Source organism: Caldimonas tepidiphila (genome assembly GCF_003569765.1).
GTDB classification, from domain to species: domain Bacteria; phylum Pseudomonadota; class Gammaproteobacteria; order Burkholderiales; family Burkholderiaceae_C; genus Caldimonas; species Caldimonas tepidiphila.
This window is the reverse complement of record NZ_QXMG01000014.1, coordinates 40,583-54,480: the sequence shown is the minus strand read 5'-3', so window position 1 is coordinate 54,480 and position 13,898 is coordinate 40,583. Positions and strand designations below refer to the sequence as shown.

The following is a 13,898-nucleotide window of genomic DNA, read 5'->3' as shown; positions in this document are numbered from 1 at the left end:
TGTCTGGGATGGGCACGGCGTGCTGCGGCCGAGGCGGCGGCACGGCCGGCGTGTCAGGGGGCGGGCGGACTCACGCGGGAGGCGCCGGCGGCACGTCGCCGAACTGTGGCAGCGGCGCGCGCAGCCCGCCGAGCAGGAAGCTCATCAGGCGCGGCAGCAGCCGCGCCTCGGGATGCGGCGGCGCCTCCTCCCTGGTGCCCCAGTCGGTGACGAGGCGCAGCGCGTCGGTGCCGGCGACGGCATAGGCGGTGGCGCCGAGCATGAAGTGCAGGCGCCAGACGATCTCGTCGCGCGGCACGTCGGGCAGCGCGCGGAACAGCGCGGCCTTGTAGCGCTCGAGCACCTCGCGGTACTCCTCGGCGAGCAGCGTGTGGATGAAGGCGGCGGGCTCGGCATGGATGCGCCCGAGCAGGCGCAGCAGCATCGGGCCCCCGGACTGCGGGTCGGCCGCGAGCCGGAAGATCGTGCCGAAGAAGCCCTCGACGATCTGCGACGGGCGCACCGCCCCCCCGCCGGCCCGCGCCTCCGCCTCGTCGAGCGCGCGCAGGCGCTCGCGGTTCAGCGCCTCCAGCCGGCGCCGCAGCACCGCGCGGATCAGCCCCTCCTTGGAGCCGAAGTGGTAGCTGATCGCGGCGATGTTGACCCCCGCGGCGAGCGTGACGAGCCGCACCGAGGTGGTCTCGTATCCGTGCTCGACGAACAGGCGCTCCGCGGCGTCGAGGATGCGCTCGGGCGTGTCGGCGGGTCGCGGGGCGGGAGCGCGCGATGGATCGGAGGAGGCTTTCAAGATGGGCTTGAATCAAACGTTAGTTTGAATCTTTGACCGAATACCCCGGCTTGGCAAGCGCGAAGCGCGCCCCGGGCCCGGAAAATGGGGGAAAACCCCAGGCAGGGCGGCGAGGCCGGCGGGTGCCACAGGGCTGCCGGGGCGGGAGGGGATGCGCGCCCGTCGACGCCGGGGCGGGCCTGCCCCGTTCACCGGCCCCGCTTCAGGCCGCCTCCTCCAGCGCCTCCGGCGGGGCGATCCAGTTGCCCTGCGCGTAGTCCACGCCGAGGCGGCGCAGCAGGTCGAGCGTGGCCTGGCTCGCGACGAACTCGGCGATGGTCTGCTTGCCCATCGAGTGGCTGATGTCGTTGATCGCGCGCACGATCTCGGCGTCCACCGGGTTGTCGGCGATCGACTCGACGAAGGAGCCGTCGATCTTGATGAAGTCCACCGGCAGCTCCTTGAGGTAGGCGAAGGAGGCCATGCCGGCGCCGAAGTCGTCGAGCGCGAAGCGGCAGCCGCGCGCGCGCAGCTGCTCGATGAAATGCTGCGTGCGCGGCACGTCGGCGATCGCGGCGGTCTCGGTGATCTCGAAGCAGATCTTGTCGGCCGGGATGCCGGTCTCGTCGAGCAGCTGCGCGACATGGCGGTAGTAGCCCTCGTCGCTGAGCGTGCGCGCGCCGACGTTGACGGTGCACATGCGCAGCCGCCCGAGCCGCTCGGGCGAGCGCGCGAGCATGCGCAGGGTCAGCTCGATCACGCTGCGGTCGAGCTCGGGCAGCAGGTCGTAGCGCTCGGCCGCGCCCATGAAGACGCCGGGCCTCACGAGCTGGCCCGCCTCGTCGCGCAGGCGCACCAGCACCTCGTAGTGCGTCGGCGCCGTGCCGGGCGGCGCGCCCTGCTCCAGCGCCACCGGTGTGATCGGCTGCCAGTGCAGCTCCAGCCGGCCCTCGTGGATCGCGCGGCCGAGCGTGCCGACGAGGTTGATGTCCCGGTTGCGGCTCGCGATCAGGTCCTCGTCCGGGTGGTGCAGCACCGCGCGGTTGCGGCCCGCCTCCTTGGCGGCGTAGCAGGCCTGGTCGGCGTGACGCAGCAGCTCCTCGAGCGTCGGCACGCCCGCCGGGAAGGGCACCACGCCGATGCTCACGCCGATGCGGTAGATGCTGCCCTGCCAGGCGAAGCGGAACTCGCGCACGGTGCGCAGCAGCTTGTTCGCCACGCCCAGCGCGTGCTCGGCGTCGCAGTGCTCGAGGATCACCGCGAACTCGTCGCCGCCGAGCCGCGCAAGGGTGTCGCGCTCGCGCAGGTGCAGGCCGAGCTGGCGCGACACCTGGCGCAGCAGCTCGTCGCCGGCCGGGTGGCCGCAGTTGTCGTTGACGACCTTGAACTGGTCGAGGTCGAGGTAGAGCAGCGCGTGCGTGGTGGTGCCGCGCTCGCCGCTGGCGAGCGCGCGGCGCAGCCGGACCTCGAACTCGCGCCGGTTGACGAGGCCGGTGAGCACGTCGTGGCTGGCCTGCCAGGCGATGTCGTGGATCAGGCGGCGCGACTCGCTGACGTCGTGGAACACCAGCACCGCGCCCGCGACCCGACCGTCGGAGAGGCGGATCGGCGCGGCGCTGTCCTCCACCGGGGTCTCGCGCCCGTCGCGCGCCACGAGCTTGCACAGCCCCGGCAGCGACACGATGCGCTGCTCGCGCATCGCCAGGCCCGCGAGCTCCGGCGCGTCGTCGGCCAGCTCGGCGCGCAGCACCACCACCTCGCCTGCGGGACGGCCGCGCGCCTCGGCCTCGCGCCATCCGGTGAGCTGCTCGGCCACCTCGTTCATCTGCTCGATGCGGCCGTCGGGGTCGGTGACGACGACGCCGTCGCCGATCGCGCGCAGCGTGGTGCGCGCGATCTCGTGCTCCGCCTCCAGCCGCGTCTGCGCCTCGGCGAGCGCGCTGACGTCCACCTGCACCCCGGTCAGCACCCCGCTGGCCTGCCCCGCCGTCGTCTCGTCCTCGGCCCAGCCGCCGATCGACAGCACCGAGCGCCAGCTGCCGTCCTCGGCGGCGATGCGGAAGGACAGCGACACGAGCGGCTCGCGGCGGGCGACGACCTCGCGCAGCCGCTGGCGCAGCGCCTCGCGGTCGTCGGGATGCACCCGCGCGAGCAGCCAGTCCGGCGTGTGCCCGAGCTGCTCGGGCGCGAGGCCGAGCAGTGCCGCGAAGCCCTTCGACAACTCCAGGCGGCCGCTCGCCGTGTCCCAGCTCCAGATGCCGATGCGTGCCGCCTGCTGCACGAACTCGAGCTGGCGGATCGTGCGCCGCAGCTCCGACTCGAGCACGTGGCGCTCGGTGACGTCGCGCGTGACCTGCACGAAGCCCTGCAGGCTGCCGTCGGGGTGGCGCAGCGCGGTGGTGGAGCTGCTGGCCCAGAAGCGGCTGCCGTCCTTGCGCTGGCAGCTCACCTCCTCGGCATGATGGCCGCGGCCGAGCGCGAGCCCGATCAGGCGCGCGGCCTGCGCCTGCGCGGCCTCGTCCGAGCCGAACAGCAGCGACTGCGGCGCGCCCAGCGCCTCGTCCCGGCGCCAGCCGAGCAGGCGCTCGGCACCGGCGTTCCACGAGGCGATGTGGCCGTTGGGGTCGAGCAGGAAGATCGCGTGGTCGGCGGCACCCTCGATCACCAGGCGCGAGCGCTCCTCCGACTCGCGCAGCGCGCGGTTGCCGCGCGTGAGCTCGGCGCCGGCGCGGCCGATCGCGTGGATCGCGTCGCGCAGCACCCACGCGGTCGCGCCCGCGGCCAGCAGCGCGAGCGCGAGCACGACGGCCCCCAGGCTCATCGCCTGGAAGGAGGCATCCACCACCCGCGAGCGTGCCGCTGCGAACTGCTGCTCCTGGTGGCTGATGAGTCGCTCGACCGCCTGCTCGATCGCTTCGCGGCGTGGCCGGATGCGTCGCTGCCACTGCGTGCCGATCGTCTCGAGCGTGCGGGGCAAGGTGCCGGCCTCCAGCTCCCGGTTGAGCGAGGTGACCGCGGAGACGTAGTCCGGCAGTCGGCTCTCCACCTGCGCCAGCAGCTTGCGCTCGCGCGGGCTGTCCGCCTCTGCGCCGGCGCGCTGCAATGCGGCGTCGAGCTGCTGTTCGTGGCGCCCGATGGCGTCGATGTAGGCCTGCTCGCCGGTGAGCAGGTAGGCGCGGTGCGCGATGGAGAGGTCGCCCAGCACGACGCGCAGGCGCAGTGCGTTGTTCGCGGTCTGGGCCTCGCCCTCGAGCGCCGAGGCGCCGAGGCGCGTCACCGACACCAGCATGGCCATCAGGACCGCGCCGACGAGCAGCAGCGCGCCCAGCAGCACGGCCGCCGCGATCGTCAGGCGGCGGATCTGGGCCTGTGCAGGGTCCATGGAATCCTTCTTCCCCGCAGGGGTGGAAAACAGCAAGGCTCGTGGCAATCCGCGTTCCGCGCGCTTCCGCCTGCGGGCGCGGGCGCCCGGATTGCTCGTGGGAGCTCATCCCGGGCGGCATCCCGGACGGATGGGGCCGTTCGCAACAGGAAGAGAAACGACATGCGCAAATCCCTCCCGATCGTGCTGGCCGGCCTGGCGGCGCTGGTGGCCACGCAGTATTTGCCGCAACCCGATCCTGCCGAGCAGGCAGGAAGCACGCCTGCCCCCCAGTCGCAGGTCCTCCCCGCGGAGCCGTCCCCCGTCCTGCCGGGTCCCGCCGAGCCGCCCGCGGAGGCGCCGCCGCGGCACGCGGACTTCGACGGCGAGCTGCCGTCAGCCGAGGCCCGGCAGCTTGCCGACTGGGTGCTCGACTCGGGCGACCACGAGGGCCGTCCCTTCGCGATCGTCGACAAGGTGGACGCGCGGGTGTTCGTGTTCGATGCCGAGGGGCGGCTGCAGGGTGCTGCCCCGGCCCTGCTCGGCCTCGCGCCCGGCGACGATTCGGTGCCCGGCATCGGCGAGCGGCCGGTCCCGGACATCCTGCCCCACGAGCGCACCACGCCCGCGGGCCGCTTCGTCGCCGAGCGCGGGCGCAACGCGCAGGGCGAGGACATCGTCTGGGTGGACTACGACGCGGCGATCTCGATGCACCGGGTGCGGCCGATCGATCCGCGCGAGCGGCGCCTGGAGCGGCTCGCGTCGCCGACGCCGTCGGACAACCGCATCTCCTACGGCTGCATCAACCTGCCGGTCGAGTTCTACGAGGGGGTGATCGATCCGCTGATCGGTGCGTCGCACGGCATCGTCTACGTGCTGCCCGAGACGCTGCCGCTGCAGGCGGTCTTCACCGGCTACGAGCCGCGCGAGGCGCAGCGGCATGCGGCGCTGGCCGAGACCGAGGAGGAAGCGGCCTTCTGGCGCCGGGTGATGGCGCGCTGAGATCGCCGCCGGGGGACTGCCCCGGCAAGGCCCTTCCGGCAAGAACGACATGAAAAAACCGGGCCGCAGCCCGGTTTTCCTTCATTGCCGCTTCGCTCAGTTGCGGTCGGCGCGCGGAGCACGCGTGTCGGTCGTGCCCTGCGTGTCCGTGGTGGTCGTGGTGGTCGTGGACGAGGTGCCGCCGCTGGTGGTGTCGGTCGTGCCGCTGGTGCTGCCGCTGCCCATGCTGCCGCTGCCCATGCTGCCGCTGGTGGAGCCGCTGCCCATGCTGCCGCTGGTGGAGCCGGCGGCATCGCTGCCGGTGGTGCCACCCGTGGTGCCGCTGCCCATGCTGCCGCTGGTGCCACCCGTGGAACCGGCCGCATCGCTGCCGGTGGTGCCGCCCGTGGTACCACTGGTGCCGCTCGTGGTGTCCGTGGTGGTGGTGCTGGTGCTGCTGGAGGAACCCGCAGCGTCGCTGCCGGTGGTGCCGCCCGAGGTGCCGCTGGTCGAGCCCGCCGCGTCGGTGCCGGTCGAGGCGTTGGTCGAGCCGGTCGGGGTGCTGCCGCCGCTGGGGGTGTTCGTGCCGGGGGTCGCGGTCGTTGCCGAGGGGCCTGCCGGGCTGCCGCCCGACGTGCCGCCGGCTTCGGTGCCTTGCGTGCTCGTGTTCGACTGGGCAATCGAGACACCGGCGGCCGCAGCCAGGGAAAGGGCCGCGGCAACAGCGGTCAGGCGTTTTGCGAGTTTGCTCATGATGAATCGACTCCTGTAGCTAATGGTCATGGCCAAGTTGCTCGCGATCCGGAACCGGAGCGCTTCAGAGGCCTGGCAGCGAAGAACCGGCAAGCGGTGTGCCCGCCGGCGTTCCCTCAGTCCTTGCCTTCGGCGCCGCGCTCGCCGTCCTCGCGCGGCTGGCCGCGCCCGGTGATCTGCTGCAACTCCTCGATGCGGCGCGAGGCCTGCGCCTTGGTGAGCCGCTCGTCGAAGGGCACCTTGGCCTCCTCGGAGAGGGTCTTTAGGTAGGAGCGCTGGGCCCCGGTCATCGGCTCGTCGCCGGTGACCCAGTCGTCTGGATCCTTCTCCATGTTGCCTTGCCCGGCCTCCTGCTGCGTGCGCTTGTCCGTCATCGTGGGCTCCTTCGGAAGGGCTTTGCTGAACGCCCGGGGGCTGCAATGGCTGTGCCCGGCCGCGCCGCGCCGGGCGCGTCGATTGCCGCGCTGCACGCGCGTGCCGCAGGCCTGCGGCACCTCAACCCAGCAACCCAGGAGACGGAAGATGAAGCCCTATCTGCAAGCGGCCGCGCTCGGCTGCGTGATCGCCCTGTCGGGCTGCGGCATGATGCAGCGCACCGGCGGTGTCGCGCAGGCCGACGCTCACTTCATGCGCCAGGCGGCGCACAGCGGTTTCGCCGAGGTCGAGGGCAGCCGGCTGGCGCAGCAGAAGGCCTCCAATCCGTCGGTGCGCTCCTTCGCCGACCGCATGGTCCTGGACCACCGCCGCAGCAACGAGGAACTCGCCAAGCTGGCCGCCTCCAAGGGCGTGGACGTGCCCAAGGAGCCCAGCCCGGCGCAGCAGGCGCGCATCAAGGCGCTCGGCACGCTCGAGGGCGCGGCCTTCGACCGCCAGTACGTCGACCAGATGGGCGTGATGGCGCACGAGAACTCGATCTCGCTCTACCGCCAGGCGTCGACGAACTCCCAGGATCCCGAGGTGAAGGCCTTCGCGACCCGGATGCTGCCGGCGCTGAACATGCACCTCGACATGGCCAAGCAGTTGCAGGGCGCGATCGGGCGCTGAGCCGGCGGCCGCGCGGGCCGTGGCCCGGTAGCCCTTACACGAGGAACGACAGGCCGCGCGCGCTCCTGCGCAGGCGAAGGATTTGCAGCGGCCTTGTCGATTCTGCCGGCGCGCTCGCGGTGGCGGCGGGCGCACCTCAGGCCCGGGCAGAGCCTTCCTCGTACCAGCCCTTGCTCGCATTGACGACGCGCACCACCAGCAGCATCACCGGCACCTCGATCAGCACGCCGACGACGGTCGCCAGCGCCGCGCCGGACTCGAAGCCGAACAGGCTGATGGCGGCGGCGACCGCCAGCTCGAAGAAGTTGCTCGCGCCGATCAGCGCGGACGGGCAGGCCACGCTGTGCTTCTCGCCGGCCCGGCGGTTGAGCCAGTAGGCGAGCGCCGAGTTCAGGAACACCTGGATCAGGATCGGCACCGCGAGCATCGCGATCACGAGCGGCTGCCTGAGGATCGCCTCGCCCTGGAAGGCGAACAGCAGCACCAGCGTCAGCAGCAGCGCGCCCATCGACCAGGGGCCGATGCGCTGCAGCGTGCGCTCGAAGCTCGCCTGCCCGCGCGCCAGCAGCATGCGCCGCAGTGCCTGCGCGATCAGCACCGGGACGACGATGTAGAGCACCACCGAGATGATCAGCGTCTCCCACGGCACGCTGATCGACGAGATGCCGAGCAGCAGGCCCACGATCGGCGCGAAGGCGAACACCATGATGGTGTCGTTGAGTGCCACCTGCGACAGCGTGAACAGCGGGTCGCCGTTGGTCAGCCGGCTCCAGACGAACACCATCGCGGTGCAGGGCGCTGCCGCGAGCAGGATCAGGCCGGCGATGTAGCTGTCGTGCTGGCCGGCGGGCAGCGAGTCGGCGAAGACGTGGCGGATGAAGAGCCAGCCGAGCAGCGCCATCGAGAAGGGCTTGACGGCCCAGTTGACGAACAGCGTCACGCCGATGCCGCGCCAGTGACTGCGGACCTGGTGCAGGGCACCGAAGTCCACCTTCAGCAGCATCGGGATGATCATCACCCAGATCAGCAGGCCCACCGGCAGGTTGACCCGCGCGATCTCCATGCGGCCCAGCGCCTGGAAGAGCGCCGGGAACCATTGTCCGAGGGCGATGCCGACGACGATGCACAGCGCCACCCAGACGGTGAGCAGCCGCTCGAAGACGTGCATCCTGTGGGGGTTGCCGATGCCGCGGGCGGCCGGGGAGGAAGCGCTCATGGCCCAGGTCCTTCAGCTCTTGGAAATGCTCAGCAGCGCCTGCTGCAGTTCGGCGTCGCCCATCGTCTCGAGCGGCAGTTGCAGCAGTTGCAGCATGCGGTAGCCGATCGCCTGGCGGGTCAGCTCGAAGGCGAGGCGCTTGCCCTCGTCGCCACCCGGCGCGTTCGACGGGTCGGCATAGCCCCAGTGCACCTTGACCGGGCTGCCCGGCCAGTAGGGGCAGGTCTCCGCGGCGGCGCTGTCGCAGACGGTGATGACGATGCGCATCCCGGGCGCCCCGTCGCCGGTGAACTCGTCCCAGCTCTTGCTGCGGTAGCCGCCGACATCGACGCCGGCGTTCGTCAGCGCCTCGAGCGCGAAGGGGTTGAGGCGCCCGCTCGGCGCGCTGCCGGCGCTGTAGGCGCGCACGTCGCGGCCCAGCTTGCGGGCCCAGTGGTTCAGCATGCCCTCGCTCAGCACGCTGCGCGCGGAGTTGTGGGTGCAGAGGATCAGTACGTTGGTGCTCATGTTCGATCGCGGGCTCAGCAGCAGGAGGATCCGGACTTGAGGGGAATGCCGATCGGCTTGCCGCGCGGTGCCGCAGCCGGCGCCGGGGGGGCGCAGCAGGCGGAGCCGGAGGCGGCCTCGCCCTGCTGCTCGCGGAACACCGGGATGTTCCCGAGCGTGTGGAAGTGCTCCCACGCGATGCCCTGCGGGTCGGTGACCCAGTGCTTCTCGCTGCGGGCATAGCAGCAGGTCGTCGCGCCCTCGTCGAGCAGCGCCAGGTCGGCGGCCTCGGCGCGCGCCTTCATCTCCGCGAGCTCGGCCGGATCGTCGGTCTGGATGCCGAGATGGTCGATGCCGGGCGCGCTGCCGCGCGTGGAGATCGCGAAGTTGACCGGCGGGTCCTGCAGCATCCATTTCGCGTAGTCGCCCTCGACGCGGGCCGGCGCCGCGGCGAAGAGGCGGGAATAGAAGTCGATGCTCTTGCCGAGGTCCTCGACGTGCAGGTGGACATGGAATCGCTTCATGGGGATCTCCGGGGTCAGCAGTGGGTGCAGGGTGCGGGCGCGGGGTCGAGGCAGGACGTGCCCTCGCAGCAGTTCTCGGTCAGGTAGCCCAGCAGCGCGTTCATGCGCTCGAACTCGGCGCGGTAGATCAGCCGCCGGCCGTCGCGCTCCTGGGTGATCAGCCCGGCGTTCGCGAGCTCCTTGAGGTGGAACGACAGCGTGGTGGCGGGAACGCCCAGCCGCTGCGCCAGCACCCCGGGCGTCAGGCCCTCGGGCCCGGCCACCACCAGCGCGCGGAACATCTGCAGCCGGGCCTGCTGCGCGAGCGCGGCCAGGGCCTTGACGACATCTTTCTCTTCCATACTTCAATGATATTGGAAATATAGGCGCGAGCCAAGCCCCGGCGGTGACGGAGCCTAGAGCCGCGAGGGCGGCGCGTGCGCGACCTCGACCCGGTCGCGCCCGTTCTGCTTGGCGGCGTAGAGCGCCGCGTCCGCGGCGCGCAGCAGCGTCGCCAGGTCCTCCATGTCCCGGCGCAAGACGGCCACGCCGACGCTGACCGTCACCGTGACGGGCCCGGGATGCGCGACGACGGCCGCGCGCACGTGCTGCGCCACCCGCACCGCCCCGTCGAGCTCGGTCTCGGGAAGGAGCACCGCGAACTCCTCGCCGCCCAGGCGGCCGACCAGGTCCTTCTTGCGCACCGAGCGCGACAGCGCCCTCGCCACCGCGACGAGCACCTGGTCGCCGACCTCGTGGCCGCGGGCGTCGTTGACGCGCTTGAAGTGGTCGCAGTCCAGCACCAGCACGGCCAGGGGCCGCTGGTGCCGGCGCGCCAGGGCGAACTGGCGCTCGGCCTCCTCGAGGAAGCGGCGGCGGTTGGCGAGCCCGGTCAGCGCGTCCGTCTCGGCCAGCGCGCGCAGGGCCTGCTTGGCCTCCATCAGGCGCGTGACGTTCTCGTGGCTCACCAGCACCGCGCCCTGCGCGTCGAGCAGCGGCGTGACCTTCATCGTGAACCAGCGCTGCTCGTCGGGCGCATGGCAGGCGTAGTCGAACTGGAACTCCTTGGCGGCGCCGGTCATCACGCTCGAGATGCCGGCCAGCGCGGTGCGCGCGTCCTCGTGGTCGGCGTGCTCGCAGGCCTTGAAGTAGCTGGATCCCTCGACCGCCTCGCCCTCCCCGAGGCCGTTGCGCAGCGCGAAGTCGCGCCAAGCCCGGTTGGTGGCCAGGATGCGGCCGTCGCGGGCGACGATCGCGATGTGGGCGGAGACGGAATCGAGGATGGCGAGGCTGAAGCGCTGGCTGTTCTCGAGCCGGCGTCTCGCGCGGGCCTCCTCGCCGAGCGCGAGCAGCGCGAGCCGGCCCGCGACCAGCAGGGCGAGGGCCGCGCCCAGCAGGAGCATCAGCAGCAGGGCCGCGTCGGAGCGCCACTTCGCGAGCACGTCCGAGCTCCTCTCGCTGACGAGCACGTACACGGGGAAGTCCTGGACCTTGCCGTAGGAGAAGTAGCGGCGGTCCCGGTCGAACGGCGAGACGGCCTCGTAGCTGCCCTCGGGGGCCGTGCGCGCCAGGTGCAGCAGCGGGGTCGTCGAGGGCAGCTTCTCGCCCAGCGGCACCTGGGGCGCGCGCGTCAGGATGGTGCCGTCGTCCCGCAGCGCCACGGCGACGCCGCCCCTGACATGCCGGGAGAACAGGTACTCGAGGTGCACGCGCTCGACCGCCACGACGATCACGGCGCTGAGCTCGCCGGCCGCGTTGCGCAGCGCCCGGCTCAGCGTGAACACGTCCTTGCCGACGCTGCGGCTGCGCACCGGCTCCCCGATCACGAAGGCCTCGCCCTGCCGGTGCCGCCTGAAGTACTCGCGGTCGGAGTTGTCGATCGCGGACGCGAGCGCGAAATGGCTGTTCGCCACCACCCTGCCCCGGCCGTCGAGCAGCACCACGAAGGCGATCTCGGGGAACAGGTCGACCAGCCGGCGCACCTCCGTCATCCCGGCCGCGGAGCCGGTCTGCTGCAGCCCGCCGGCCGTCAGCCGCGCGGCGATCAGGTGCTGCAGGGCCTCGGCGCTGCTCAGGACGTGATGCAGGTGCGCGGCGATGACGCGGGACGCGCCGAGGCTGGACGAGTAGCTGCCCGCCACGGCGAGCTCGTAGCGCTCGTGCAGCAGCGCGGCGCCCAGGCCCGCGATCGTCAGCAGGACGCCGACGATGCTGGCGACGACGAGGCGCGGAAGGCGGCCGGAGGCGAGCAGCGACGGCGGAGACGCTTCGCCCGGCCCGGGCGGGGGGCCGGCGCACGGGCTGGTTTCGGAAGCCTCGCTTCCCGGATGCTTGTTCATGGTCGCCACGCCGATGCAGCTTCGCAGCAGGGGGCCATGCACACGCCGTGCGGGAGGCATCGCCCGCCTCTGCCGGGCCGTGCTGCACTGAGGCGGGCGCAGCGCTTCCCGCCTTCAGCCCGGGCCTCCCGGCCCGCAACCGCATCGCAATCCGCGTACCTGCGCGGCCCTCACGCCCCCGGGCCCGGGGCGGAAGCCGTCGTGCCCCGCGCAGAGACCGCGTGCGGCGTTCAGAAGCCTTGCCAGTCCCCGGCGGCGGCGGGCGCCGCGACGGGCGCGGCCGTGCGCGCGAGCTTGAAGACCTCCACCGTGCGCACCAGCTCCCGCGCCTGGAAGCTCAGGCTCTCGGCGGCGGCGGCGCTCTCCTCCACCAGCGCCGCGTTCTGCTGCGTGGTCCGGTCCATCTGGCTGACTGCCGCGCCCACCTGTGCGACGCCTGCACTCTGCTCGGTGCTGGCCGCACTGATCTCGGCCATGATGTCCGAGACGCGCTTGATCGAGGCCACGATCTCGTTCATCGTCGAGCCGGCCTGGTCGACCAGCGTCGAGCCCTGCTCGACGCGCTCGACGCTCGCGAGGATCAGGCCCTTGATCTCCTTGGCCGCGGCCGCGCTGCGCTGCGCCAGCGCGCGCACCTCGCCGGCGACGACCGCGAAGCCCCGTCCCTGCTCGCCCGCGCGCGCCGCCTCCACGGCCGCATTGAGCGCCAGGATGTTGGTCTGGAAGGCGATGCCCTCGATCACGTTGATGATGTCGGCGATCTGGCGCGAGCTGTCGTTGATGCTCTTCATCGTGCTCACGACCTGAGCCACCACCTCGCCGCCGCGCCGCGCGACGCTGCTCGCGCCGTGCGAGAGCTGGTCGGCCTGGCGGGCGTTGTCCGCGTTCTGCCGCACCGTCGAGCCGAGCTGCTCCATCGACGCGGCGGTCTGCTGCAGCGCGCTCGCCTGCTCCTCGGTGCGCTGCGACAGGTCGCCGTTGCCCTGCGCGATCTGCGCGCTGGCGGTGGCGACGCTGTCGGCGTTGCTGCGCACCGTGCCCACCACCTGCGCCAGGTTGCCGTTCATCGTCGCGAGCGCGCGCAGCAACTGGGCCATCTCGTCGCGGCCGCTCGCCTTGATCTCGCGGCTCAGGTCGCCGGCGGCGACCGCCTCGGCCAGCTCGACCGCCTGCCGCACCGAGGCGGTGGTGCCGCGGGAGACCGTCACCATCAGCCACAGCGCCAGCGCGCCGAGCGCCGCCAGTCCGCCGACGAGCAGGGCGAGCCTGCGCTGCAAGGCCGACGCGTCGCCCTCGAGCTGCGCGCGGAAGGCCTCGAAGGACATGCCCATCAGCTCGAACTGCGCGTCGATGACGCGCGTCATCGCGGCGAAGTAGTCGGCCGACGGATGGCTCGGCACGTCGGCCTGAAGGATCTTCGCGTCGACCAGGCGCAGGCCCTCGTCGCTGGCCTCGAGCGCGCGCTTCATCGGGGCGGCCAGTGCCGCGGCCAGTTCCGGGTCCGATCCGGTGGCCAGCTCCAGCGCCTTGCGCGCGCCGCGCAGGCTCTGGCGGGTCGAGGCGGCGAGCGTGCCGACCGCCGCCTTCTCCTCGGCGGTGGCGCTGCCGCGGCTCAGCAGCAGCGAACCCTGCGCGCGCATCCGGCCCAGGCTCTCGGTCACCTGCGGCAGGTGCTGGAGCACCGCGACGTGAAGGAAGTAGCCCGCGGGCTCGGCGTGCAGGCTGATGCCGGTCGCGATGGTGATGTCCTCGACCAGCTCGAGCAGCTGCCCGATCAGCGCCGTGTGGCGGCCGAAGCTGTCGGGGCCGGCGATCGCCTTGCGCCCGACGGCGGCCGACAGATCCTTCCACTCGGCGTCGATGCGGCCGATCGCCTCGGCCAGGCGGGGGGCGTCGAGCGCGGCCAGCGCGGCGCGGGTGCGCTCCAGCGCCTGGCCGACCTCGGCCTGCTTGGCCTCGCGCGCCGCGGCCTGGCTCTCGTTGCCGCCGAGCAGCACCGCGGACATGCCGCGATGCTGCTGGGCCAGCCTCAGCAGCTTGAGCACCGCGTCCGCGGGCGCGAGGCCGGTCACCTCCTGCTTCGCGACGGCCACGGCCCGCATCTCGGCCTTCACGAGCAGGCCGGCGGGAACGGCCAGCAGGAGCGCGGAGAGCGATCCGATGAGGAGGAACTTCTGCGAGAAGCGCAGATTCTCGATGAGCGATTTCATGGACGACTTCGACGGACAGCGGACACGACCGCGGCGATGGCTCGTTTCCAGGGGACGGGCGCCGACAGCGCGCGCTGCACCCCTGGGGCTTGTGCCGTCGTATCGACGGAAACCCGCGGAGGCTTGAGAGGTTTACCGGCGTTCCGTTTGATGCAAGTCAAGCGCGATGCAGGCCTGCTGGCGAGGGCAGGCACCACGGTTGCAGGCATCCGCCCAGGACGCGCAGCGGCGCGCCCACA

General features: G+C 72.3%; 12 protein-coding genes. 2 read left to right on the top strand and 10 right to left on the bottom strand.

What is annotated here, in order from left to right; all coding sequences use genetic code 11:
• Positions 1-70: 70 nt before the first annotated feature.
• On the bottom strand, positions 71-787 hold the full coding sequence (locus tag D3A59_RS11635; RefSeq protein ID WP_119155098.1) for a TetR/AcrR family transcriptional regulator: 717 nt from the start codon (positions 785-787) through the stop codon (positions 71-73).
• Between the two features lie 202 nt (positions 788-989).
• Entirely contained in the window at positions 990-4,148 is a 3,159-nt protein-coding gene (locus D3A59_RS11630) for an EAL domain-containing protein (RefSeq protein WP_119155097.1), read from the bottom strand.
• A 162-nt stretch (positions 4,149-4,310) separates the two neighbouring features.
• Here D3A59_RS11630 and D3A59_RS25970 point away from each other — a divergent pair, with 162 nt between their 5' ends.
• Complete coding sequence (locus D3A59_RS25970; protein ID WP_205665172.1) at positions 4,311-5,129, top strand: hypothetical protein; 819 nt, start codon at positions 4,311-4,313, stop codon at positions 5,127-5,129.
• A gap of 96 nt (positions 5,130-5,225) precedes the next feature.
• Here the strand turns inward: D3A59_RS25970 and D3A59_RS25375 are convergent, their stop codons facing one another.
• Positions 5,226-5,861 (bottom strand): hypothetical protein, encoded by a 636-nt coding sequence (locus D3A59_RS25375; RefSeq protein ID WP_157991502.1) that lies wholly within the window; start codon positions 5,859-5,861, stop codon positions 5,226-5,228.
• A gap of 116 nt (positions 5,862-5,977) precedes the next feature.
• Positions 5,978-6,235 carry a DUF3072 domain-containing protein gene (locus tag D3A59_RS11615; protein ID WP_119155147.1) on the bottom strand — a complete coding sequence of 86 codons (258 nt, stop codon included), beginning with the start codon at positions 6,233-6,235 and terminating at the stop codon, positions 5,978-5,980.
• Between the two features lie 148 nt (positions 6,236-6,383).
• Here D3A59_RS11615 and D3A59_RS11610 point away from each other — a divergent pair, with 148 nt between their 5' ends.
• Positions 6,384-6,905, top strand: coding sequence for a DUF4142 domain-containing protein (locus D3A59_RS11610; protein WP_157991501.1), 522 nt, complete (start codon positions 6,384-6,386; stop codon positions 6,903-6,905).
• 136 nt (positions 6,906-7,041) lie between these two features.
• Here the strand turns inward: D3A59_RS11610 and arsB are convergent, their stop codons facing one another.
• The 6 genes from arsB to D3A59_RS26690 form a co-directional block, all read right to left on the bottom strand.
• Entirely contained in the window at positions 7,042-8,121 is a 1,080-nt protein-coding gene (gene arsB, locus D3A59_RS11605) for an ACR3 family arsenite efflux transporter (protein WP_119155094.1), read from the bottom strand.
• A 12-nt stretch (positions 8,122-8,133) separates the two neighbouring features.
• A complete protein-coding gene (locus D3A59_RS11600) occupies positions 8,134-8,628 on the bottom strand; it encodes an arsenate reductase ArsC (protein WP_119155093.1) in 495 nt (164 codons plus the stop codon).
• A gap of 14 nt (positions 8,629-8,642) precedes the next feature.
• On the bottom strand, positions 8,643-9,131 hold the full coding sequence (locus D3A59_RS11595) for an ArsI/CadI family heavy metal resistance metalloenzyme (RefSeq protein WP_119155092.1): 489 nt from the start codon (positions 9,129-9,131) through the stop codon (positions 8,643-8,645).
• Between the two features lie 14 nt (positions 9,132-9,145).
• Positions 9,146-9,472, bottom strand: a complete 327-nt coding sequence (locus D3A59_RS11590) for an ArsR/SmtB family transcription factor (protein WP_119155091.1) — start codon at positions 9,470-9,472, stop codon at positions 9,146-9,148.
• Positions 9,473-9,526: 54 nt separating this feature from the next.
• The gene (locus D3A59_RS11585; RefSeq protein WP_170162337.1) at positions 9,527-11,449 is read right to left on the bottom strand and encodes a sensor domain-containing diguanylate cyclase; all 1,923 of its coding nucleotides are present in this window, start codon (positions 11,447-11,449) and stop codon (positions 9,527-9,529) included.
• A 230-nt stretch (positions 11,450-11,679) separates the two neighbouring features.
• Entirely contained in the window at positions 11,680-13,659 is a 1,980-nt protein-coding gene (locus tag D3A59_RS26690; RefSeq protein WP_119155089.1) for a methyl-accepting chemotaxis protein, read from the bottom strand.
• Positions 13,660-13,898: the final 239 nt, after the last annotated feature.

Excerpts from the sequence above, each read along its gene's own strand:
- D3A59_RS11630 (WP_119155097.1), bottom strand. The coding sequence starts at position 4,148 with ATGGACCCTGCACAGGCCCAGATCCGCCGCCTGACGATCGCGGCGGCC.
- D3A59_RS25970 (WP_205665172.1), top strand. The coding sequence starts at position 4,311 with ATGCGCAAATCCCTCCCGATCGTGCTGGCCGGCCTGGCGGCGCTGGTG.
- D3A59_RS25375 (WP_157991502.1), bottom strand. The coding sequence starts at position 5,861 with ATGAGCAAACTCGCAAAACGCCTGACCGCTGTTGCCGCGGCCCTTTCC.
- D3A59_RS11615 (WP_119155147.1), bottom strand. The coding sequence starts at position 6,235 with ATGACGGACAAGCGCACGCAGCAGGAGGCCGGGCAAGGCAACATGGAG.
- D3A59_RS11610 (WP_157991501.1), top strand. The coding sequence starts at position 6,384 with ATGAAGCCCTATCTGCAAGCGGCCGCGCTCGGCTGCGTGATCGCCCTG.
- arsB (WP_119155094.1), bottom strand. The coding sequence starts at position 8,121 with ATGAGCGCTTCCTCCCCGGCCGCCCGCGGCATCGGCAACCCCCACAGG.
- D3A59_RS11600 (WP_119155093.1), bottom strand. The coding sequence starts at position 8,628 with ATGAGCACCAACGTACTGATCCTCTGCACCCACAACTCCGCGCGCAGC.
- D3A59_RS11595 (WP_119155092.1), bottom strand. The coding sequence starts at position 9,131 with ATGAAGCGATTCCATGTCCACCTGCACGTCGAGGACCTCGGCAAGAGC.
- D3A59_RS11590 (WP_119155091.1), bottom strand. The coding sequence starts at position 9,472 with ATGGAAGAGAAAGATGTCGTCAAGGCCCTGGCCGCGCTCGCGCAGCAG.
- D3A59_RS11585 (WP_170162337.1), bottom strand. The coding sequence starts at position 11,449 with ATGAACAAGCATCCGGGAAGCGAGGCTTCCGAAACCAGCCCGTGCGCC.
- D3A59_RS26690 (WP_119155089.1), bottom strand. The coding sequence starts at position 13,659 with ATGAAATCGCTCATCGAGAATCTGCGCTTCTCGCAGAAGTTCCTCCTC.